The organism is Pseudomonas trutticola BRTCR10 (assembly GCF_056155105.1).
The window spans coordinates 5,002,307-5,021,626 of record NZ_CM149552.1 but is presented as its reverse complement, the minus strand read 5'-3'; the positions used below and the strand labels follow the sequence as shown (position 1 = coordinate 5,021,626).

General features: G+C 59.1%; 18 protein-coding genes. 13 read left to right on the top strand and 5 right to left on the bottom strand.

Annotation, left to right across the window (positions count from 1 at the left end):
• Positions 1 to 178 precede the first annotated feature (178 nt).
• The 7 genes from ACVVH8_RS22860 to ACVVH8_RS22830 all read left to right on the top strand — a co-directional run bounded on the left by ACVVH8_RS22860 (position 179) and on the right by ACVVH8_RS22830 (position 8,539).
• A complete protein-coding gene (locus ACVVH8_RS22860) occupies positions 179 to 1,438 on the top strand; it encodes a D-mannose isomerase (protein WP_475226502.1) in 1,260 nt (419 codons plus the stop codon).
• A 119-nt stretch (positions 1,439 to 1,557) separates the two neighbouring features.
• Positions 1,558 to 2,859 carry an ABC transporter substrate-binding protein gene (locus ACVVH8_RS22855; protein ID WP_475226500.1) on the top strand — a complete coding sequence of 434 codons (1,302 nt, stop codon included), beginning with the start codon at positions 1,558 to 1,560 and terminating at the stop codon, positions 2,857 to 2,859.
• A gap of 231 nt (positions 2,860 to 3,090) precedes the next feature.
• The gene (locus ACVVH8_RS22850) at positions 3,091 to 3,999 is read left to right on the top strand and encodes a carbohydrate ABC transporter permease (protein ID WP_003227452.1); all 909 of its coding nucleotides are present in this window, start codon (positions 3,091 to 3,093) and stop codon (positions 3,997 to 3,999) included.
• Positions 3,992 to 4,837: a carbohydrate ABC transporter permease gene (locus tag ACVVH8_RS22845; protein WP_103303989.1), complete on the top strand. Its 846-nt coding sequence runs from the start codon at positions 3,992 to 3,994 to the stop codon at positions 4,835 to 4,837. Before ACVVH8_RS22850 ends, ACVVH8_RS22845 begins: the two co-directional genes overlap by 8 nt.
• A 2-nt stretch (positions 4,838 to 4,839) precedes the next feature.
• Complete coding sequence (locus ACVVH8_RS22840; RefSeq protein ID WP_475226496.1) at positions 4,840 to 6,000, top strand: ABC transporter ATP-binding protein; 1,161 nt, start codon at positions 4,840 to 4,842, stop codon at positions 5,998 to 6,000.
• A gap of 221 nt (positions 6,001 to 6,221) precedes the next feature.
• Positions 6,222 to 7,571, top strand: a complete 1,350-nt coding sequence (locus ACVVH8_RS22835) for a carbohydrate porin (RefSeq protein ID WP_213026388.1) — start codon at positions 6,222 to 6,224, stop codon at positions 7,569 to 7,571.
• Positions 7,572 to 7,684: 113 nt separating this feature from the next.
• Positions 7,685 to 8,539: a D-hexose-6-phosphate mutarotase gene (locus ACVVH8_RS22830; protein WP_475226494.1), complete on the top strand. Its 855-nt coding sequence runs from the start codon at positions 7,685 to 7,687 to the stop codon at positions 8,537 to 8,539.
• 147 nt (positions 8,540 to 8,686) lie between these two features.
• On the opposite strand, the gene ACVVH8_RS22825 is transcribed toward ACVVH8_RS22830, so the two are convergent.
• Positions 8,687 to 9,547: a MurR/RpiR family transcriptional regulator gene (locus ACVVH8_RS22825; RefSeq protein WP_177431396.1), complete on the bottom strand. Its 861-nt coding sequence runs from the start codon at positions 9,545 to 9,547 to the stop codon at positions 8,687 to 8,689.
• A 226-nt stretch (positions 9,548 to 9,773) separates the two neighbouring features.
• Between ACVVH8_RS22825 and zwf the strand changes: the two genes are divergently transcribed.
• From zwf to ACVVH8_RS22805, 4 genes are all read left to right on the top strand, one after another.
• A complete protein-coding gene (gene zwf / locus ACVVH8_RS22820) occupies positions 9,774 to 11,240 on the top strand; it encodes a glucose-6-phosphate dehydrogenase (protein ID WP_103303994.1) in 1,467 nt (488 codons plus the stop codon).
• On the top strand, positions 11,227 to 11,940 hold the full coding sequence (gene pgl / locus ACVVH8_RS22815; protein WP_475226492.1) for a 6-phosphogluconolactonase: 714 nt from the start codon (positions 11,227 to 11,229) through the stop codon (positions 11,938 to 11,940). The genes zwf and pgl overlap by 14 nt, the downstream gene beginning before the upstream one ends.
• 17 nt (positions 11,941 to 11,957) lie before the next feature.
• Positions 11,958 to 12,623 (top strand): bifunctional 4-hydroxy-2-oxoglutarate aldolase/2-dehydro-3-deoxy-phosphogluconate aldolase, encoded by a 666-nt coding sequence (locus ACVVH8_RS22810; RefSeq protein ID WP_475226488.1) that lies wholly within the window; start codon positions 11,958 to 11,960, stop codon positions 12,621 to 12,623.
• A 173-nt stretch (positions 12,624 to 12,796) separates the two neighbouring features.
• On the top strand, positions 12,797 to 13,522 hold the full coding sequence (locus tag ACVVH8_RS22805) for an intradiol ring-cleavage dioxygenase (protein WP_213026386.1): 726 nt from the start codon (positions 12,797 to 12,799) through the stop codon (positions 13,520 to 13,522).
• A 5-nt stretch (positions 13,523 to 13,527) separates the two neighbouring features.
• Here ACVVH8_RS22805 and ACVVH8_RS22800 read toward each other — a convergent pair whose 3' ends face one another.
• Entirely contained in the window at positions 13,528 to 14,709 is a 1,182-nt protein-coding gene (locus ACVVH8_RS22800) for an aminotransferase class V-fold PLP-dependent enzyme (RefSeq protein ID WP_475226485.1), read from the bottom strand.
• 31 nt (positions 14,710 to 14,740) lie between these two features.
• On the bottom strand, positions 14,741 to 14,977 hold the full coding sequence (locus tag ACVVH8_RS22795) for a DUF3820 family protein (RefSeq protein ID WP_003227425.1): 237 nt from the start codon (positions 14,975 to 14,977) through the stop codon (positions 14,741 to 14,743).
• Positions 14,978 to 15,181: 204 nt separating this feature from the next.
• Between ACVVH8_RS22795 and ACVVH8_RS22790 the strand changes: the two genes are divergently transcribed.
• Positions 15,182 to 15,649 (top strand): ferritin-like domain-containing protein, encoded by a 468-nt coding sequence (locus tag ACVVH8_RS22790; RefSeq protein ID WP_103303998.1) that lies wholly within the window; start codon positions 15,182 to 15,184, stop codon positions 15,647 to 15,649.
• A gap of 216 nt (positions 15,650 to 15,865) precedes the next feature.
• Here ACVVH8_RS22790 and ACVVH8_RS22785 read toward each other — a convergent pair whose 3' ends face one another.
• Both ACVVH8_RS22785 and ACVVH8_RS22780 read right to left on the bottom strand, forming a co-directional pair.
• Entirely contained in the window at positions 15,866 to 16,336 is a 471-nt protein-coding gene (locus tag ACVVH8_RS22785) for a MaoC family dehydratase (protein WP_003227420.1), read from the bottom strand.
• A 42-nt stretch (positions 16,337 to 16,378) separates the two neighbouring features.
• Positions 16,379 to 17,323, bottom strand: coding sequence for an alpha/beta hydrolase (locus ACVVH8_RS22780; protein WP_103303999.1), 945 nt, complete (start codon positions 17,321 to 17,323; stop codon positions 16,379 to 16,381).
• 239 nt (positions 17,324 to 17,562) lie between these two features.
• Here ACVVH8_RS22780 and fadD2 point away from each other — a divergent pair, with 239 nt between their 5' ends.
• Positions 17,563 to 19,251, top strand: a complete 1,689-nt coding sequence (gene fadD2, locus ACVVH8_RS22775; RefSeq protein WP_103304000.1) for a long-chain-fatty-acid--CoA ligase FadD2 — start codon at positions 17,563 to 17,565, stop codon at positions 19,249 to 19,251.
• The last annotated feature ends 69 nt before the right edge of the window (positions 19,252 to 19,320 follow it).

The following is a 19,320-nucleotide window of genomic DNA, read 5'->3' as shown; positions in this document are numbered from 1 at the left end:
CGACCGTGTTTTTCCTGATGGAGTGCGGGCACTTGTGGGAGCGAGCCTGCTCGCGAAGGCGTCAGATGCATCTACATAAATGTCACAGGCTGGTGACAAACCCCGCCCCCTTCGTTACAAGCCCATCCCGGCCCGTTGTTTAGACTCCCCGCAGTCATAACAACAAAAAAGGCCACTCATGGATCTCTTCCAACCCGGCTTCAGCAGTTGGCTGAACGCCCCTGCCCACCAGCAATGGCTCGCTGCCGAAGGCCTGCGTCTGCTGGATTTCGCCAAGGCATCAAAACTGCCTGAAGGCTTCGGCAACCTCGACGAACGCGGCCGTCTGCCAACCAACGCGCGAGCCGAAACCATGAACACCGCGCGCATGACCCACAGCTTCGCCATGGCTCATATTCAAGGCCTGCCGGGGTTTGCCGAACTGATCGATCACGGCATCGCCGCCCTGCGCGGGCCGTTGCGTGATGCGTTGCACGGCGGCTGGTTTGCGGTCGCCGAACACCGCGACGGCAACACCGGCAAGAACGCCTATCTGCACGCCTTCGTTGCGCTGGCCGCGAGTTCCGCAGTGGTCGCGCAGCGTCCCGGCGCCCAGGCTTTGCTGGATGACGCCATCGACATCATCGACACGTATTTCTGGAGCGAAGAAGAGGGCGCCATGCGCGAATTCTTCAATCGTGACTGGAGCGAAGAGGAAGCCTATCGCGGCGCCAACAGCAACATGCACGCCACCGAAGCGTTCCTCGCCCTGGCCGATGTCACTGAAGATCCACGCTGGCTGGTGCGCGCACAACGTATCGTCGAGCGGGTGATTCACGGTCACGCTGCCGCCAACGATTACATGGTCATCGAGCACTTCGACCGCGACTGGCAACCGCTGCGCGAGTACAACCACGACAATCCTGCCGATGGATTTCGCCCCTACGGCACCACGCCGGGCCACGGCTTCGAGTGGGCGCGGCTGTTGCTGCACCTCGAAGCGGCGCGGGTCCAGGCGGGCATGCTCACGCCGGGCTGGCTTGCCACCGACGCGCAGAAACTCTTCGAGAACAACTGCCGCAATGGCTGGAACGTCGATGGTTTGCCGGGCATCGTCTACACCCTCGACTGGAACAACAAAGCCGTCGTCCGCCACCGCTTGCACTGGACGCACGCCGAAGCCAGTGCTGCCGCCAGCGCCTTGCTCAAACGCACGGGTGATGCGCAATACGAAACCTGGTACCGACTGTTCTGGGAATTCTGCGAGGTGAATTTCATCGACCGCTGCGACGGCAGCTGGCACCACGAACTCAATCCGCAAAACCTGCCAAGTGCCGATATCTGGCCGGGCAAACCCGATCTGTATCACGCCTGGCAAGCCGTGCTGATCCCTCGTCTACCCTTGTCACCGAGTATGGCCACTGCGCTGGCGCAGCCGTCCCAGAGCGTTCCTGTGTAACCATGTGGTGACATTCGCGCGTCCCTTCGTTACCTGCGAAGGGAATCGCCCTGTTTAAACTCCTGTGCAGCGCAAGCACCAGACTTGCAATGCATAACAACAAGAAAGGTACATCTCAGATGAATGCGATTTCTCGCCTCGCTACTGTCATTTCTGTCGCCTCCCTGTTCCCGCTCGCAATTCTGCCTCTCAGTGTGTCCGCTGCCGAATCCAAAGGTTCGGTGGAAGTCGTGCACTGGTGGACGTCCGGTGGCGAAAAAGCTGCCGTTGATGTGCTCAAGGCCCAAGTCGAAAAAGACGGTTTCACCTGGAAGGACGGCGCCGTTGCCGGCGGTGGCGGTGCGACTGCAATGACCGTACTGAAAAGCCGTGCCGTGGCCGGTAACCCACCGGGCGTTGCCCAGATCAAAGGCCCGGACATTCAGGAATGGGCGTCGACCGGTCTGCTCGACACCGACGTCTTGAAAGACGTTGCCAAAGAAGAGAAGTGGGACAGCCTGCTCGACAAGAAAGTCTCCGATACCGTGAAGTTCGACGGTGATTACGTGGCCGTGCCGGTGAACATTCACCGCGTGAACTGGCTGTGGATCAACCCGGAAGTCTTCAAGAAAGCCGGCATCACCAAGAACCCGACCACCCTCGAAGAATTCTACGCCGCTGGTGACAAGCTCAAGGCTGCAGGCTTCATTGCGCTGGCTCACGGCGGTCAGCCTTGGCAGGACAGCACCGTGTTCGAAGCCGTGGTGCTTTCGGTCATGGGTGTCGATGGTTACAAGAAAGCTTTGGTCGATCTGGACAACGGTGCGCTGACCGGTCCGGAAATGGTCAAGGCCCTGACCGAGCTGAAGAAAGTCGCGACCTACATGGACGCTGACGGCAAAGGCCAGGACTGGAACCTGGAAGCGGCCAAAGTCATCAACGGCAAGGCCGGCATGCAGATCATGGGTGACTGGGCCAAATCCGAATGGACCGCCGCCAAGAAAATCGCCGGCAAGGATTACGAGTGCGTAGCCTTCCCGGGTACCGACAAGGCGTTCACCTACAACATCGACTCCCTCGCGGTGTTCAAGCAGAAAGACGCAGGCACTGCGGCCGGTCAGCAAGACATCGCCAAAGTCGTGCTGGGTGAAAACTTCCAGAAAGTCTTCAGCATCAACAAAGGCTCGATCCCGGTTCGCAACGACATGTTGAACAACATGGAGAAACTCGGTTTCGACTCCTGCGCACAAACCGCTGCCAAGGACTTCCTGGCCGACGCCAAGTCCGGCGGTCTGCAGCCAAGCATGGCGCACAACATGGCGACCACGCTGGCCGTGCAAGGCGCGTTCTTTGATGTCGTGACCAACTACATCAACGACCCGAAAGCCGACCCGGCCGACACTGCCAAGAAACTGGGTGCAGCGATCAAGTCGGCTAAATAAGCGTCGGTAGCACAGGCCCCTCCTGTGGGAGCGGGCCTTTGTGGTGAGGGGATTTATCCCCGATGGGTTGCGAAGCGACCCCGGAAAGTTGCAGCGGCGCAATATCAGACAAACCGCATGCAATGGTTTTGCGACTGCTACGCAGCCGATCGGGGATAAATCCCCTCGCCACAGGGGCCGCTCCCACAAGGGATCTCACTGTAGTTTTTATTCCCTGTACTGGATTTCCCCATGAGTTCTGTTGCTGTGTTCAGCAAAGCCTCGCCGTTCGATGCACTGCAGCGCTGGCTACCGAAACTGGTGCTGGCGCCGAGCATGTTCATCGTGCTGGTGGGCTTCTATGGCTACATCCTGTGGACGTTCGTGCTGTCGTTCACCACCTCGACCTTCCTGCCCAACTACAAGTGGGCCGGCCTTGCGCAATACGCGCGGTTGTTCGACAACGACCGCTGGTGGGTCGCGAGCAAGAACCTCGCGGTGTTCGGTGGCATGTTCATCGGCATCACGCTGGTGATCGGCGTGCTGCTGGCGGTGTTCCTCGACCAGCGCATCCGTCGCGAAGGCTTTATCCGCACCATTTACCTGTACCCGATGGCGCTCTCGATGATCGTCACCGGTACCGCATGGAAATGGTTGCTCAACCCGGGCATGGGCCTGGACAAATTATTGCGTGACTGGGGCTGGGAAGGCTTCCGTCTTGACTGGCTGATTGACCCGGATCGCGTGGTCTACTGCCTGGTGATCGCGGCGGTGTGGCAAGCCTCGGGCTTCATCATGGCGATGTTCCTCGCCGGCCTGCGTGGTGTTGATCAATCGATCATCCGTGCCGCGCAGATCGATGGCGCGAGCATGCCGACCATCTACTGGAAAGTGGTGCTGCCAAGCCTGCGTCCGGTGTTCTTCAGTGCGGTGATGATTCTGGCGCACATCGCGATCAAGAGCTTCGACCTGGTCGCAGCGATGACCGCCGGTGGCCCGGGTTATTCCTCCGACCTGCCGGCGATGTTCATGTATTCCTTCACCTTCAGTCGCGGCCAGATGGGCATGGGCTCGGCCAGTGCGATTCTGATGCTCGGTGCGATTCTCGCGATCATCGTGCCTTACCTGTACTCCGAGCTGAGGACCAAGCGTCATGACTAGTCTCGCTGCCAAACCCGCCATCAGCCTCAGTCGCATCGCGATCTACGCGGTACTGATTTTCGCCGTGTTCCTCTATCTGGTGCCGCTGGTGGTGATGTTGCTGACCAGCTTCAAGACCCCCGAAGACATCAGCACCGGCAACCTGCTGAGCTGGCCGACCGTGGTCAGCGGCATCGGCTGGGTCAAGGCCTGGGCCACGGTTGATGGCTACTTCTGGAACTCGATCAAAATCACCGTGCCGGCCGTGATCATCTCCACCGCCATCGGCGCGTTGAACGGTTATGTGTTGTCGTTCTGGCGCTTCCGCGGTTCGCAGTTGTTCTTCGGTCTGCTGTTGTTCGGCTGCTTCCTGCCGTTCCAGACCGTGCTGCTGCCAGCCTCGTTCACCCTCGGCAAGATGGGCCTGGCGAGCACCACCACTGGCCTGGTGTTCATCCATGTGGTCTACGGTCTGGCGTTCACCACGCTGTTTTTCCGTAACTACTACGTGAGCATTCCGGATGCGCTGATCAAAGCGGCACGCCTGGACGGTGCCGGGTTTTTCACCATTTTCCGCCTGATCATTCTGCCGATGTCGACACCGATCATCATGGTCTGCCTGATCTGGCAGTTCACTCAGATCTGGAACGACTTCCTCTTCGGTGTGGTGTTCTCCAGCGGCGATTCGCAACCGATCACCGTGGCGCTGAACAACCTGGTCAACACCAGCACCGGCGCCAAGGAATACAACGTGGATATGGCAGCGGCGATGATCGCCGGTCTGCCGACCCTGCTGGTCTATGTGGTCGCAGGCAAGTATTTCGTGCGCGGGCTGACGGCCGGCGCAGTCAAGGGGTAATCATGGCTACGCTCGAACTTCGCAACGTCAACAAGACCTACGGTGCCGGCCTGCCGGACACCCTGAAGAACATCGAATTGTCGATCAAGGACGGTGAGTTCCTGATCCTTGTCGGCCCGTCGGGCTGCGGCAAGTCGACCCTGATGAACTGCATTGCCGGCCTGGAAACCATCACCGGTGGCGCGATCATGATCGGCGACCAGGACGTCAGTGGCATGAGTCCGAAGGATCGCGACATCGCCATGGTGTTCCAGTCCTATGCGCTGTATCCGACCATGAGCGTGCGCGAGAACATCGAGTTCGGTCTGAAAATTCGCAAGATGCCGCAGTCGGCGATCGACGAAGAAGTCGCACGCGTGGCCAAGCTGCTGCAGATCGAACACCTGCTCAACCGCAAGCCGGGACAGCTCTCCGGTGGTCAACAACAGCGCGTGGCGATGGGCCGGGCACTGGCGCGGCGGCCGAAGATTTATCTGTTCGATGAACCGCTGTCCAACCTCGACGCCAAGCTGCGCGTCGAGATGCGTACCGAAATGAAACTGATGCACCAGCGCCTGAAAACCACCACGGTCTACGTGACCCACGACCAGATCGAAGCGATGACTCTGGGTGACAAAGTGGCGGTGATGAAGGACGGCATCATTCAGCAGTTCGGCACGCCGAAAGACATCTACAACGATCCGGCCAACCTGTTCGTGGCGAGCTTCATCGGCTCGCCGCCAATGAACTTCATTCCGCTGCGTCTGCAACGCAAGGATGGTCGTCTGCTGGCGCTGCTCGACAGTGGCCAGGCGCGTTGCGAATTGCCGATGGGCATGCAGGACGCCGGTCTCGAAGATCGCGAAGTGATCCTCGGCCTGCGCCCGGAGCAGATTGTTCTGGCGAACGGCGAGGGCAACGGCCTGCCGAGCATCAAGGCTGAAGTGCAAGTCACCGAGCCGACCGGGCCGGACACGCTGGTATTCGTCAACCTGAACGACACCAAGGTCTGCTGCCGTCTGGCGCCGGACGTGGCGCCGCAGGTGGGTGAGAGCCTGACGCTGCAATTCGATCCGTCGAAAGTGCTGTTGTTCGATGCCAAGACTGGCGAGCGTTTGGGTGTTGCGGCCCAACCACAGACCGATGCGCGGTCTGCGAACGTGGCGCAATTCAAGGGCCGCTAAGAAATCAATGCAGGAATACGGTTATGTGGGAGCTGGCTTGCCAGCGATGCAGGCCACTCGGTTTGTCGTCGAGCCGAGTCGCTGCCATCGCTGGCAAGCCAGCTCCCACAGGGATCGGATTCCATAGGGGAGCACGCGGTGGATTGCCTGTAATCCATCGCAAATTATGTAAACCACGTTGGAAAAAAACAGTTAATAACAATAAAGACGAGGATGTAGGGATGAAAAAGAAACACGTCAATGCCCGGTTGATCTGCCAAATCTCCGCCGCGGCAGCATTGGTGCTGGCTGGTAACGCGATGGCCGCGGATGCCTTCAGCTCCGATTCCAAATGGATGACCGGCGACTGGGGTGGTGAGCGGACCAAGCTGATCGAGCAGGGTATCGACATCAAGGCCGACTACGTTGGGGAAGTCGGCGGCAACCTGCACGGTGGTTACGACAACGACAAGACTGCGCGTTACGCCGACCAGTTCGGTCTGGGCGTGGCACTCGATCTGCAAAAGCTGTGGGGCTGGGATAACACTCAGGCCAAGATCCAGCTGACCAACCGTAACGGCTACAACATCTCCAACGACCGCGTTGGCGATCCGCGTGCCGGCACCTTGAGTTCGTCTCAGGAAGTCTACGGCCGTGGCCACATGGTGCGTCTGACCCAGTTGTGGATTCAGCACCAGTTCTTCGACAACAAACTCGACGTCAAGGCCGGTTACTTCGGCGAAGGCGAAGACTTCAACACCTTCCCGTGCGACTTCCAGAACCTGGCGTTCTGCGGCTCGCAAGTGGGTAACTGGGCGACCAACATCTGGTACAACTGGCCAGTCAGCCAGGCCGCGATCCGCGTCAAGTACAACATCAACGACGAGCTCTACGCGCAGATCGGTGCGTACAACCAGAACCCGTCGCAGCTGGAACACGGCAACGGCTTCAAACTCAGTGGCAGCGGCACCGCCGGTACTGTTCTGCCAGTCGAATTGGTCTGGTCGCCGAAGGTCAACAGCCTGCCGGGCGAATACCGTGTCGGTTACTACAAGAGCACCGCTGATGCCAGCGACGTCCGTGAAGACGTCAACGGTCTCAACGCGGCAGAGACTGGCGACGCCTACAAGACCCACAGCAGCAAACATGGCTACTGGTTCGTCGCGCAACAGCAACTCACCAGCCACAACGGTGATGCGACTCGCGGTCTGAACATCGCCGCCAACGCCACGTTCCACGACAAGGACACCAACTTCATCGACAACTATCAGTCGGTGATGTTCGTCTACAAAGGCCCGTTCGACGCACGTCCGAAAGATGACATCGGTATCGGCGCGGCGCGTATCCACGTCAACGATGACGTGAAGAAAAACGCCGAACTGCTGAACGCCTCCAACGGTGTTTCGGATTACGACAACCCGGTGTTCTCGCCGATTCGTGAAACCGAATACAACTACGAGCTCAACTACGGCATCCACGTTACCAATTGGCTGACCGTGCGTCCTAACCTGCAATACATCACGCATCCGGGCGGTGTGGATGCAGTGGACAACGCTTTGGTCGCTGGCCTGAAAATTCAGTCTACGTTCTAACGCGTCTGCGATAAGCTCCTCTCTATGTGCGCATATTTGCGGACAGCCAAGGCTGTCCGCTTTTTTTTGGGGCAAGCGCCGCCCTGTGAAAGTCGAGTTCAGGATCGTGGCAAATGCATGAGCATCCGCTACAACGCTTCTTCAAATCCCTGCGTGAACGACCGGTGTTCGCCTGGGAGCGCTATCAGATGCGTGACGTGTTGGTGATCGATCATCCGCTGTGTCAGGCGGTGTTCAGTCGTCAGGGCGCGCAGTTGCTGCACTTTCAACCGCGTGGGCAAAAGCCGTGGTTGTGGTGTGCGGCGAAGTGGCCGCATGTCGGCGCCATTCGTGGCGGCGTGCCGGTGTGCTGGCCGTGGTATGGCCGCCATCCGAGCGAAAACGCCTGGCCGTCCCATGGGTGGGCGCGCCTGCTCGACTGGAAATTGCTCGACAGCAGCAGCGCCGAAGATGGCGTGCGTCTGCATTGGCAATTGCAGCTGTGCGATTGGCAGGTCGACCTGCACGCACATTTGGGTGAACGCATGGAATTAAGCCTGAGCACCGAGCATCAGGACGATATGCCGTGCCAGTTGAGCCAGGCTTTGCACGCTTACTGGCGTATTGGTGATGTCAGCGAGATAGCGCTGTCTGGGCTCGAAGGCGCGCAGGGTTACGACCAGTTGAATCGTGAAGTTTGCCAGCAGGAAGGCGAGTTACGGGTCGATGGTGGTTGCCAGCGGGTGTTCCAGCATGACGGTGAATTACAGCTCAAGGATCACGCCTGGCAACGCGAGTTGTGCATTGATACTGGTGACAGCGCGGACACGGTGGTGTGGCATCCGGGCTCACGGCCATTGTTGGGCGTGAGCTGGGATGAGATCTCGGAGTTTGTGTGTGTGGAAGCGGCGGCGGGGGGCACTGATAGCCTGCACTTGGCGCCGGGGGAGAAGGCGCATTTGAGTTTGCAGGCTTGGGCTGGGGCTTAGATTATGTAGTTACTGCTGGCCCCATCGCTGGCAAGCCAGCTCCCACAGGTTTTATGGGTGTTCGCAAATTTAATGTTCGGCGCGGACACTGTGGGAGCTGGCTTGCCAGCGATGAGGCCGGACCATTCAATACAGATTCATCAGGCCTCAGTTGAACTCGTCACCCACGGGATACCGGCTCGCATTCAAACTCTCTTTGATCTTGCGCAGATGCGGCTGGAAATCCACCCCACGACGCAACGTCATCCCGGTCGCCAGCACATCCAGCACGGTCAACTGAATGATCCGCGAAGTCATCGGCATATAAATGTCGGTGTCTTCCGGCAGCGGAATGTTCAGGCTCAGCGTACTGGCCTTGGCCAGCGGCGAATTCTCCGCCGTCAGACCCAGCACCGAAGCGCCATTCTCGCGAGCGATACGCGCCACTTCCACCAGCTCACGAGTGCGCCCGGTGTAGGAAATGATCACGAACAACTCACCGGTGTGCGCCACCGAAGCAATCATCCGCTGCATCAGCACATCGGCATGCGCAGTGACCGCCAGGTTGAAGCGGAAAAACTTGTGCTGCGCATCCAGCGCCACCGGTGCCGAAGCACCGAGGCCGAAAAAGTGGATCTGCCGCGCCTGAATCAACAGGTCGACGGCGCGGCTGATCAGGTTCGGGTCCAGCGCCTGGCAAGCACTGTCCAGGGACGCGATGGCGCTGCCGAAAATCTTCTGCGTGTAGGCCTCGGGATTGTCATCGGCTTCCACCGCACGGCTGACATACGCCGCGCCGCTGGCCAGGCTCTGCGCCAGTTGCAGTTTCAGTTCGGGATAGCCGCTGACACCGAACGAACGGCAGAAGCGATTGACCGTCGGTTCGCTCACCGACGCCGCTTGGGCGAGGGCGGCGATGCTGAAACGGGTGGCCTGCTGCGGGTTGAGCAGGATCACCTGGGCGACTTTGCGTTCGGCCTTGTTCAGGTCTTCAAGGCGACTCTGGATCTGTTCCAGTAAATTTCGCACGCGGTCCATATGGAATTCCTAATTCACCTGCGCAAAGGTGCGCCGGGCTATGCAAATTGGGCCTTTGATATGGCCCGTGACGGTGGCCTATCCTACTGATGGCTCCGACCGACCACCACTCGGAATCTGTATTTTGCGAAAATGTTGTGGTTATTACTACATTTTCCCTTGAGTGATGCCTTGAAAAAAGGTATTTGTAGCTTAACTTGATAAAAGAACAAACATCATGCCTTCGATTACGGTTGAACCGTGCACCTTTGCCTTGTTCGGCGCGCTTGGCGATCTGGCCCTGCGCAAGCTGTTTCCTGCCCTTTATCACCTCGATGGCGCCGACCTGTTGCACGAGGACACGCGCATCATCGCGTTGGCCCGTGAAGAAGGCAGCGAGCAGCAGCACATGGCGTTCATCGCCGCCGAACTGCGCCGTTATGTCGGCAAGGAACTGGACGAAGCCGTCGCCGAGCGTTTTCTCGCACGCCTGACTTACCTGCACGTCGACTTCCTCAAGGCTGAAGATTACGTCGCGCTGGCCGAACTGGCCGGCAGCGCGCAACGCATGATTGCTTACTTCGCTACGCCGGCAGCGGTGTACGGCGCGATCTGCGAAAACCTGGCGAAAGTCGGTCTGGCAGAAAACACCCGCGTGGTCCTGGAAAAACCGATCGGTTCCGATCTGGAATCCTCGCGCAAAGTGAATGACGCCGTGGCGCAGTTCTTCCCGGAGAACCGTACCTACCGCATCGACCACTACCTGGGCAAAGAAACCGTTCAGAACCTGATTGCCCTGCGTTTCGCCAACAGCCTGTTCGAAACCCAGTGGAACCAGAATTACATCTCCCACGTGGAAATCACCGTGGCCGAGAAGGTTGGCATCGAGGGCCGTTGGGGTTACTTCGACAAGGCTGGCCAACTGCGCGACATGATCCAGAATCACCTGTTGCAGTTGCTCTGCCTGATCGCCATGGACCCGCCGGCCGACCTGTCCGCCGACAGCATCCGTGACGAGAAAGTAAAAGTGCTCAAGGCGCTGGCACCGATCAGCCCGGAAGGCCTGACCACTCAGGTTGTGCGCGGCCAGTACATCGCCGGCCACAGCGAAGGCAAATCCGTACCGGGTTACCTTGAAGAACCGAATTCCAACACCCAGAGCGACACCGAAACCTTCGTCGCCTTGCGTGCCGACATCCGCAACTGGCGCTGGGCCGGCGTGCCGTTCTATCTGCGCACTGGCAAGCGCATGCCGCAGAAACTGTCGCAGATCGTCATCCACTTCAAAGAACCGTCGCACTACATCTTCGCCCCTGAGCAGCGCCTGCAGATCAGCAACAAACTGATCATCCGCCTGCAACCGGACGAAGGTATTTCGCTGCGTGTGATGACCAAAGAGCAGGGCCTGGACAAAGGCATGCAACTGCGCAGCGGGCCGCTGCAACTGAATTTCTCCGACACCTGGCGTAGCGCGCGGATCCCCGATGCCTACGAGCGGTTGTTGCTGGAAGTGATGAACGGCAATCAGAACCTGTTTGTCCGTAAAGATGAAATCGAAGCCGCGTGGAAGTGGTGTGACCAGCTGATCGCCGGGTGGAAAAAATCCGGTGACGCGCCCAAGCCGTATGCGGCCGGGTCGTGGGGGCCGATGAGCTCCATTGCATTGATCACGCGGGACGGGAGGTCGTGGTATGGCGATATCTGATGTGAAACTGCCTGCGGGCGTGAATGCCCACGAATTCAAGAGCCCGGTGCTATTGGCCGAAGGTCTGGCGCTGAATGTGGCCAAGCAATTGAGCGAGGCCATTACTGCACGCGGCAACGCCGTGCTGGTGGTGTCCGGCGGTCGCAGTCCGGTGGCGTTTTTCCAGCACCTGGCCAAGCAGGAACTGGAATGGTCGAAGGTCGTCGTCACCCTCGCCGACGAACGCTGGGTACCGGTTGAACACGCCGACAGCAATGCCGGCTTGCTCAAGCAATATCTGCTCAAAGGTCCGGCAGCCAAGGCGCAGTTTCTCAGCCTTTATAGCGCGGCGGCCAACGTCGAGCAGGCTGCTGAACAGGCCGACCGTTTGCTCGCCGAATTGCCGCCGATTGATGTGCTGGTGCTGGGCATGGGCGATGACGGTCACACCGCGTCGCTGTTTCCCGACAGCCCGAACCTGACTGAAGCATTGCAGGCGGACGGCACCCGTCGCTGCTGGCCGATGCTCGCGCCGAGCGTGCCGCGTCAGCGCCTGACCATGAGCCGTGCGTTGTTGGCGTCGGCGAAGCACAAGATTCTGTCGATTTCCGGTCAATCAAAACTGACCACCCTGAATGCCGCACTGGCATCCGACGACGTCGCGGCCATGCCGGTTCGCGCGTTTCTGCAACCTACGTTAGAGATTTACTGGTGCCCATGAGCCAAGGAACAGCCGCTATGACAACCCCATCCCCGACCGTTTCCATGGCGGACAAAGTTGCCCTGATCGACAGCCTCTGCGCCAAGGCGCGGATCCTGCCGGTGATCACCATCGCTCGCGAACAGGACGTGCTGCCACTGGCCGACGCCCTCGCTGCCGGTGGCCTGACCGCGCTGGAAGTGACCCTGCGTTCGCAGTTCGGCCTCAAGGCGATCCAGATCCTGCGCGAGCAGCGTCCTGAACTGGTCACCGGTGCCGGCACCGTGCTCGATCGCAACATGCTCGCAGCGGCTGAGGCGGCGGGTTCGCAATTCATCGTCACCCCGGGCATCACCCGCGACTTGCTCGAAGCCAGTGTCGACAGCCCGATTCCGCTGTTGCCGGGTATCAGCAACGCCTCCGGCATCATGGAAGGCTATGGTCTGGGCTATCGTCGTTTCAAACTGTTCCCGGCTGAAGTCAGCGGTGGCGTGGCGGCAATCAAAGCCCTTGGCGGCCCGTTCGGTGAAGTGAAATTCTGCCCGACCGGCGGCGTCGGCCCGGCCAACATCAAGAGCTACATGGCGCTGAAAAACGTCATGTGCGTGGGCGGTAGCTGGATGCTTGATCCGGATTGGATCAAGAACGGCGACTGGGCCCGTATTCAGGAATGCACCGCCGAGGCATTGGCGCTGCTGGACTGATAGCAACCTTACACTTCGTTGTGTGTTCTACGGCTTTACGGTGCGCTTGGTCGGTGCACCGTTTTTTTTTGCCCCGAAAAAAGTGGCGAATACATCCCGCGATACATAGTTACCGCACAAGCGGTTTTTTCCGGCGCTAATCTGCGTGCTTCTTATGGAAGAGAGCACGTGTCATGGATCGAGACTTCTCCGCCTCATCGCCACAACCGGTTTATCAATTGGCCCCCGAACAAATTGCCGGGCCGTATTTTCGCAATCCCAAACTCTTGCGTCGCAACATCAGCGAAGGCGCTGAAGGCTTGCCGCTGATCCTGCGCCTGACCATTGTCGATGCGATGACCGGCGAGCCCGTCAACGGCGCTCTGGTGGACATCTGGCATTGCAATGCACGAGGCGCCTACTCCGGCTGGAGCCGGCTCGACCCGGACACCGAGGTCGATGTCGAGGCCATCGGTTCGATCCCGCGCACGGACGATGACACTTACCTGCGTGGCAGCCAGTTCTGCGATCACAAGGGGCGAGCGCGGTTTACCACCATCTATCCCGGCTTCTACGCCGGCCGCGCGCTGCACATCCATGTGGCGGTGCGCATCGTTGCCGGCAACGAATACCTGGAAGAACGCAACGTCGCCTGGGTCGGCCAATTGTTCTTTCCCGAGGTGGTTTCACGTTCCGTGCTCAACGCACAAGCCTATCGCGGGCGCGCTTCATCTCCGCTGCAAAACATCGAAGACAGCCTCTATGCCGGGCAGAACGGTGAAGCATCAATCCTGACGGTCTGGCCGATCGGCCGTGACTCGCACGAGGACGGCTACTTCGGCCATCTGACCATCGGCATCGACACCTTTGCGGCGTCGTCGCAGATCAAACCCGAGGACTTCGACAAGTACACTGTCTAACCGTCTCAGCGCAGCTCGTTCAGCGCGCGGGTCAGTAACTGCATATCGGTCGCGGTGGTGGTCAGTCCCGGGGTAATACGGATACACGGCCCGCACGCTGCACCGGTGCGCACCACGGTGAACAGGTTATGGTCTTTCAGTAGCCGCTCGGCCATCACCTGTTGGTCGTCGTGGCGAGTGAAGCGCATCGCGGTGATGCCGCAGTACAGACGCGCGTCGTCCGGAGTCATCACCTCGATGCCCGGCAAGTGCCGTACGGCGCTGACCCACAGATTGCGCAGGTAGTTGAGCCGCGCACCTTTGGCCGCCGCCCCACCCAGTGATCGGTGCTCCTCGAACACCAGCGGCAGGCTCATCAGCGCCGGAATATTGGGGGTGCTGTAGGACGTGCGAGCCCGGATGTCATTGCTCGGGTAGTGCATCTCGCCCATGTCCGGATCAATGTCGGCCAGGCGTTGCGGGGCGATATAAAGAAAGCCCAGGGTCAGCGGTGCGCCGATCCATTTGTGCAGGTTATAGCCGGCGAACGCGATGCCCATGGCTTCGAGGTCGAATTCCAACTGACCGAGGGCGTGTGCGCCGTCGAGGATGATATCGACGCCATGTTCCTTGGCCATTGCCGCAATTGCCTGCACCGGCATCACCAGACCGGTGCGGTGGGTCACATGGGTCAGCGCCATCAGCTTGAGCTGCGGATGACGGACAAAAGTCTCGCGATACGTCTCCAGCAGACTGTCGAAAGTGGCCGGATGCGTGTGAGCGATCTCGATCACCTCGACACCGCGATGTCTGGCCAGCCAGCGCATGGCGCCTTTGACCGTGTCGTATTCGAGGTCGCTGATCAGCACCTGATCGCCCGGTTGCAGGCGGTTGTAGTTACGGATCAACGATTGCAGGCCTTCAGTGGCATTGCGGGTGAAGGCAACGCTCTGCGCACGCACGCCAATCAACTCGGCCAGTTGCGCGCGGATGTCGAGGTTATCGTGCTGCTCGAAGCGTTGGCGCACATACACCGAGTTGCTGTTGTTGATCAGCTCGATGTTGCGTTGGTACTCCTCGATCACCGTGCGCGACATGCGCCCGAAGTAACCGTTTTCCAGGTTCACGGGGCCGGGGTGAGCGTCATAACGATCAGCGAACGTTCGCCAGAAGGCTTCGTCTCGGGCGCGGCGGGTGTTATCGGGCATGATCGACAGGGCTCAAATAGAGGAGGGCGCTTCAGTGGCGCGGGGCAGGTTTGCCGTGTTTGGCGCGTAGCGGTTCGAGCAAGTCGGACAGGCCGTTGTGGTCGATCTCCTGCATCAATGCCAACAAGCCACCAAGTTCGCCGTGGGGAAAACCTTCACGGGCAAACCAGTTCAGGTATGGACCCGGCAGGTCGGCAATGATCCGGCCCTTGTATTTGCCGAAGGGCATTTCACGGGTGATCAGCAGTTCGAGTTTTTCGGGATTCATCGGGTTTCGTCTGGATTCAAAATCAAACTGGAAAATACAGGCATTCTGCATGCAGGCCAAATGACAGATCATGCAAATAACCGTGATACAGATAGTTCAATTATCTATAAGTCATTGATAAATAAGGATTTAACATTAGCAAAAAAACTGGCACGCACTCTGCAATATCCCTTGCATCTTCAACCGATCGCAAGGAATTGAAAAATGACCGACGTAAACAAAGAAGCCATCTCTGTACTCAATGACCTGATTGAAACCAGCAAGGACGGTCAGGAAGGGTTCAAGACTTGCGCTGAAGACATCAAGCATCCTGAACTGAAAACCCTGTTCGTGACTCGCTCTGCCGACTGCGCCACTGCCGCTGCTGAACTGCAAGCGGAAGTTCGCAAACTGGGCGGCGATCCGGAAACTTCCACCAGCGTCAGCGGTGACCTGCACCGTCGCTGGGTCGACGTCAAAGCCATGTTCACCGGCAAAGACGAAGAAGCGGTGCTCAACGAAGCCGAGCGCGGTGAAGACCATGCGCTGAAGGCTTACAAAGAAGCGCTTGAGAAAATTTCCAAGCACAACCTGGTGGGTATTCGTGATCTGGTTGAGCGTCAGTACCACGGCGTACAACGCAACCACGATCAGGTGAAAGCCCTGCGTAACCAGGCTCGCGCCCGCTCGTAAGCGTTCGTAGCACACAAAAAACGCCAGCTAGTCTGGCGTTTTTTTATGTGTCCGGGAAAGCAGAAGCAGAAGCCCCTCATCCTGGCCCTCTCCCGGAGGGAGAGGGGACTGACCGAGGTGGATGTTGGAGATACACAGACTTGAGCGATCTGAGGTGAACTCAGGTTTTGAAAAGCACGAAGATCGGCTCCCTTTCCCCCTCACCCCACAAATCAATCAGCCAATGCTGATCGCCGGCAACGTCGGCAATGTCACGGTCTGCTGCTTGCGCGGCGCCAGAATCTCGGCCTCGCCATCCACCACCAATTCATCACGCTGGTTGAACACACGGGTGGCGATGCGCACACGAAACTTCGGCAGCTTCTCGAGAATTTCCAGGCGCACTGTCAGCGTGTCACCGATCTTCACTGGCTTCTGAAAGCTCATCTGCTGACCGATATAAATAGTGCCCGGCCCAGGCAACTCGCACGCCACCGCCGCACTGATCAGCGCACCGCTGAACATGCCGTGAGCGATACGCTCCTTGAACATGCTGGCGGCGGCGAATTCGGCGTCCAGGTGCACCGGGTTGTGGTCGCCGGACATTGCGGCGAACAACTGGATATCGCGCTCTTCGACGGTCTTGCTGTAGCTGGCGGTCTGGCCGACTTCGAGGGCTTCGTAAGGGATGTTGGTAACCTGGGTCATCGGTCTTGATTCCTGTGACGGATTAAATGAATCCACAAAAAGTTATTCGCTGCGGTGAGGGCGGGGATGGCTCAGGGCCTGGTCGATCCAGGTCAGCACATCGGCGATCACTTCGTCGCGGTTGGTTTCGTTGAACAATTCGTGCCGCGCCTGCGGGTAGATCTGCAGTTGCAGGTTTTGGCTGCCGGCCGTGCGCAAGGCATTGGCCAGATCAGTCAGACGCTTGCCTTCACTCACCGGATCACATTCGCCGCCGATTACCAGCAGCGGCAGGCCCGGGTCGATCTGGGCGAGATTGGACGCTTTGCTGATTTGCTGCAAGCCGCCGAGCAAATCGATCCACAGCTGATTGGTGCAGCGAAAGCCGCACAGCGGATCGCTGGCGTACTTGTCGACTTCGCCCGGATCGCGGCTGAGCCAGTCGAACGGCGTGCGCACCGGTTTGAATTTGTTGTTGAACGAGCCGAACGACAACCACTCGATCAACGCGCTGCGACCCTTGCCACCCTGACGCAGCTTTTCCACGCGAGCGATCTGCCGTGCGGCGCCATAGAGCGCCACCGGTTGAAAGTTCGAACCACTGAGAATCGCTCCGTGCAGGCTGGCGCTGTGGTGCAGTAGATAACCCTGGGCAAGGTAGCTGCCCATGCTGTGGCCGAGCAGGATGATCGGGACGCCGGGATGTTGCTGGCCGATGTATTGGTTGAGGCTGGCCAGGTCACCCAGCACTTTGCACCAGCCGTCGTCATCGGCGAAATGCCCGAGCGTGCCGTGATCGGCAGTTTTGCCATGTCCACGCAGATCCGGCGCGTATACGCCATAGCCTTTGTCGCAAAACGTGTCGGCGAGCCGTGCGTAACGACCGCTGTGTTCCGCCATGCCATGGGCCAGCAAAATCACCGCTTTCAATGGCGCGGCCGGCAGCCACTGATTGACGAAGAGGCGGCTGCGGTCACTCGCGTCCAGCCATAGGGTGTCGTGGATCATGGCGATTCCTTTGCTCAGAGTCGAAGCATTGTATAGCGCATCTGTTGATCGCCGTCCGATCAGCCCACGCCACGGCAGGAAGATTCACACGATCAATGACGGCTGTGCCCTTATTTGCCTGATTGGCCATAACTGCTAGTGTCCGTGAAGCTCCGCTTTTTGCTTTCTGTTTTCAATGGACGAAAGAGAAATGACAGAAACGCGGCCCCGGATCGGCTCAGGTAAAGAGGACAAGAACAATGCAACCTGATTTCTGGAATGACAAACGCCCGGCCGGCGTACCGCTGGACATCGACATGGGTGAGTTCAAGTCGGTGATCGAGGTGTTTGAGCGTTCCTGCAAGAAGTTCGCGGACCGCCCGGCCTTCAGCAACATGGGCGTGACCCTGACTTATGCCGAACTCGAACGCCAGAGCGCCGCTTTCGCCGGTTACCTGCAAACACATACCGATCTGGTGCCGGGGGATCGCATCGCGGTGCAGATGCCCAACGTTCTGCATTACCCGATTGCCGTGTTCGGCGCCTTGCGCGCCGGGCTGATCGTGGTCAACACCAACCCGCTGTATACCGCGCGGGAGATGCGCCACCAGTTCAAGGATTCCGGCGCGCGGGCGTTGGTGTACCTGAACATGTTCGGCCAGAAAGTCCAGGAAGTGCTGGCCGACACCGACATTCAATACCTGATCGAAGCGAAGATGGGCGACCTGATGCCAACCGCCAAAGGCTGGCTGGTCAACACCGTGGTCAGCAAAGTGAAAAAAATGGTCCCGGCGTATTCGCTGCCGCAGGCGATCTCCTTCAAAAGCGCATTGCGCATGGGCCGCGGCTTGGGGATCAAGCCGCTGAAGGTCAGCCTCGACGACATTGCCGTGCTGCAATACACCGGCGGCACCACGGGCCTGGCTAAAGGCGCGATGCTGACCCACGGCAACCTGGTGGCGAACATGCAGCAAGTGCGCGCCTGTCTAGCGCAACTCGGGCCGGATGGCCAACCGCTGCTGCGTGAAGGCCAGGAAGTGATGATCGCGCCGCTGCCGCTCTATCACATCTATGCGTTCACCGCGAATTGCATGTGCATGATGGTGTCCGGCAATCACAACGTGCTGATCACCAACCCGCGGGACATCGCCGGGTTCATCAAGGAGCTGAAGAACTGGAAGTTTTCGGCGCTGCTGGGGCTCAACACTCTGTTCGTCGCGCTGATGGAACATCCGGATTTCAAGACCCTGGATTTCTCCAGCCTGAAGCTCACCAACTCCGGCGGAACCGCGTTGGTCAAAGCCACGGCCGAGCGCTGGGAACAGCTCACCGGTTGCCGCATCACTGAAGGCTACGGCCTGACCGAAACCTCGCCGGTGGCCTGCACCAACCCGTACGGCGACCAGTCACGTCTGGGCACCGTCGGTTTACCCGTGCCGGGCACGCTATTGAAAGTGATCAACGATGACGGCGTCGAACAAGCGCTAGGCGAGCGTGGCGAGTTGTGCATCAAAGGCCCGCAGATCATGAAAGGCTACTGGCAAAAGCCTGAAGCCACGGCCGAAGTGCTGGATGCCGAGGGCTGGTTCAAGTCCGGCGACATTGCGGTGATCGATCCGGACGGCTTCGTGCGCATCGTCGATCGCAAGAAGGACATGATCATCGTCTCCGGTTTCAACGTGTACCCCAACGAAATCGAAGACGTGGTGATGGCCCACCCGAAAGTCGCCAACTGCGCGGTGATCGGTGTGCCGGACGAACGTTCGGGGGAGGCGGTGAAGCTGTTTGTGGTGGCGCGGGAAACCGGAGTCAGCCTTGAAGAGTTGAAGGCTTACTGCAAAGAGAACTTCACCGCGTACAAAGTACCCAAGCACATTGTGTTGCGTGAGTCGTTGCCGATGACGCCTGTAGGGAAAATTCTGCGGCGTGAGTTGCGCGATATCGCCTGATCGGTGAATGGCCGCGCTTAGCGCGGATCGCGGGCAAGCCACGCTCCCACGGGGATCTATGCAGACCTT

Bases quoted from the DNA above. Each gene is read 5' to 3' on its own strand.
- ACVVH8_RS22860 (WP_475226502.1), top strand. From the start codon at position 179: ATGGATCTCTTCCAACCCGGCTTCAGCAGTTGGCTGAACGCCCCTGCC.
- ACVVH8_RS22855 (WP_475226500.1), top strand. From the start codon at position 1,558: ATGAATGCGATTTCTCGCCTCGCTACTGTCATTTCTGTCGCCTCCCTG.
- ACVVH8_RS22850 (WP_003227452.1), top strand. From the start codon at position 3,091: ATGAGTTCTGTTGCTGTGTTCAGCAAAGCCTCGCCGTTCGATGCACTG.
- ACVVH8_RS22845 (WP_103303989.1), top strand. From the start codon at position 3,992: ATGACTAGTCTCGCTGCCAAACCCGCCATCAGCCTCAGTCGCATCGCG.
- ACVVH8_RS22840 (WP_475226496.1), top strand. From the start codon at position 4,840: ATGGCTACGCTCGAACTTCGCAACGTCAACAAGACCTACGGTGCCGGC.
- ACVVH8_RS22835 (WP_213026388.1), top strand. From the start codon at position 6,222: ATGAAAAAGAAACACGTCAATGCCCGGTTGATCTGCCAAATCTCCGCC.
- ACVVH8_RS22830 (WP_475226494.1), top strand. From the start codon at position 7,685: ATGCATGAGCATCCGCTACAACGCTTCTTCAAATCCCTGCGTGAACGA.
- zwf (WP_103303994.1), top strand. From the start codon at position 9,774: ATGCCTTCGATTACGGTTGAACCGTGCACCTTTGCCTTGTTCGGCGCG.
- pgl (WP_475226492.1), top strand. From the start codon at position 11,227: ATGGCGATATCTGATGTGAAACTGCCTGCGGGCGTGAATGCCCACGAA.
- ACVVH8_RS22810 (WP_475226488.1), top strand. From the start codon at position 11,958: ATGACAACCCCATCCCCGACCGTTTCCATGGCGGACAAAGTTGCCCTG.
- ACVVH8_RS22805 (WP_213026386.1), top strand. From the start codon at position 12,797: ATGGATCGAGACTTCTCCGCCTCATCGCCACAACCGGTTTATCAATTG.
- ACVVH8_RS22800 (WP_475226485.1), bottom strand. From the start codon at position 14,709: ATGCCCGATAACACCCGCCGCGCCCGAGACGAAGCCTTCTGGCGAACG.
- ACVVH8_RS22795 (WP_003227425.1), bottom strand. From the start codon at position 14,977: ATGAATCCCGAAAAACTCGAACTGCTGATCACCCGTGAAATGCCCTTC.
- ACVVH8_RS22790 (WP_103303998.1), top strand. From the start codon at position 15,182: ATGACCGACGTAAACAAAGAAGCCATCTCTGTACTCAATGACCTGATT.
- ACVVH8_RS22785 (WP_003227420.1), bottom strand. From the start codon at position 16,336: ATGACCCAGGTTACCAACATCCCTTACGAAGCCCTCGAAGTCGGCCAG.
- ACVVH8_RS22780 (WP_103303999.1), bottom strand. From the start codon at position 17,323: ATGATCCACGACACCCTATGGCTGGACGCGAGTGACCGCAGCCGCCTC.
- fadD2 (WP_103304000.1), top strand. From the start codon at position 17,563: ATGCAACCTGATTTCTGGAATGACAAACGCCCGGCCGGCGTACCGCTG.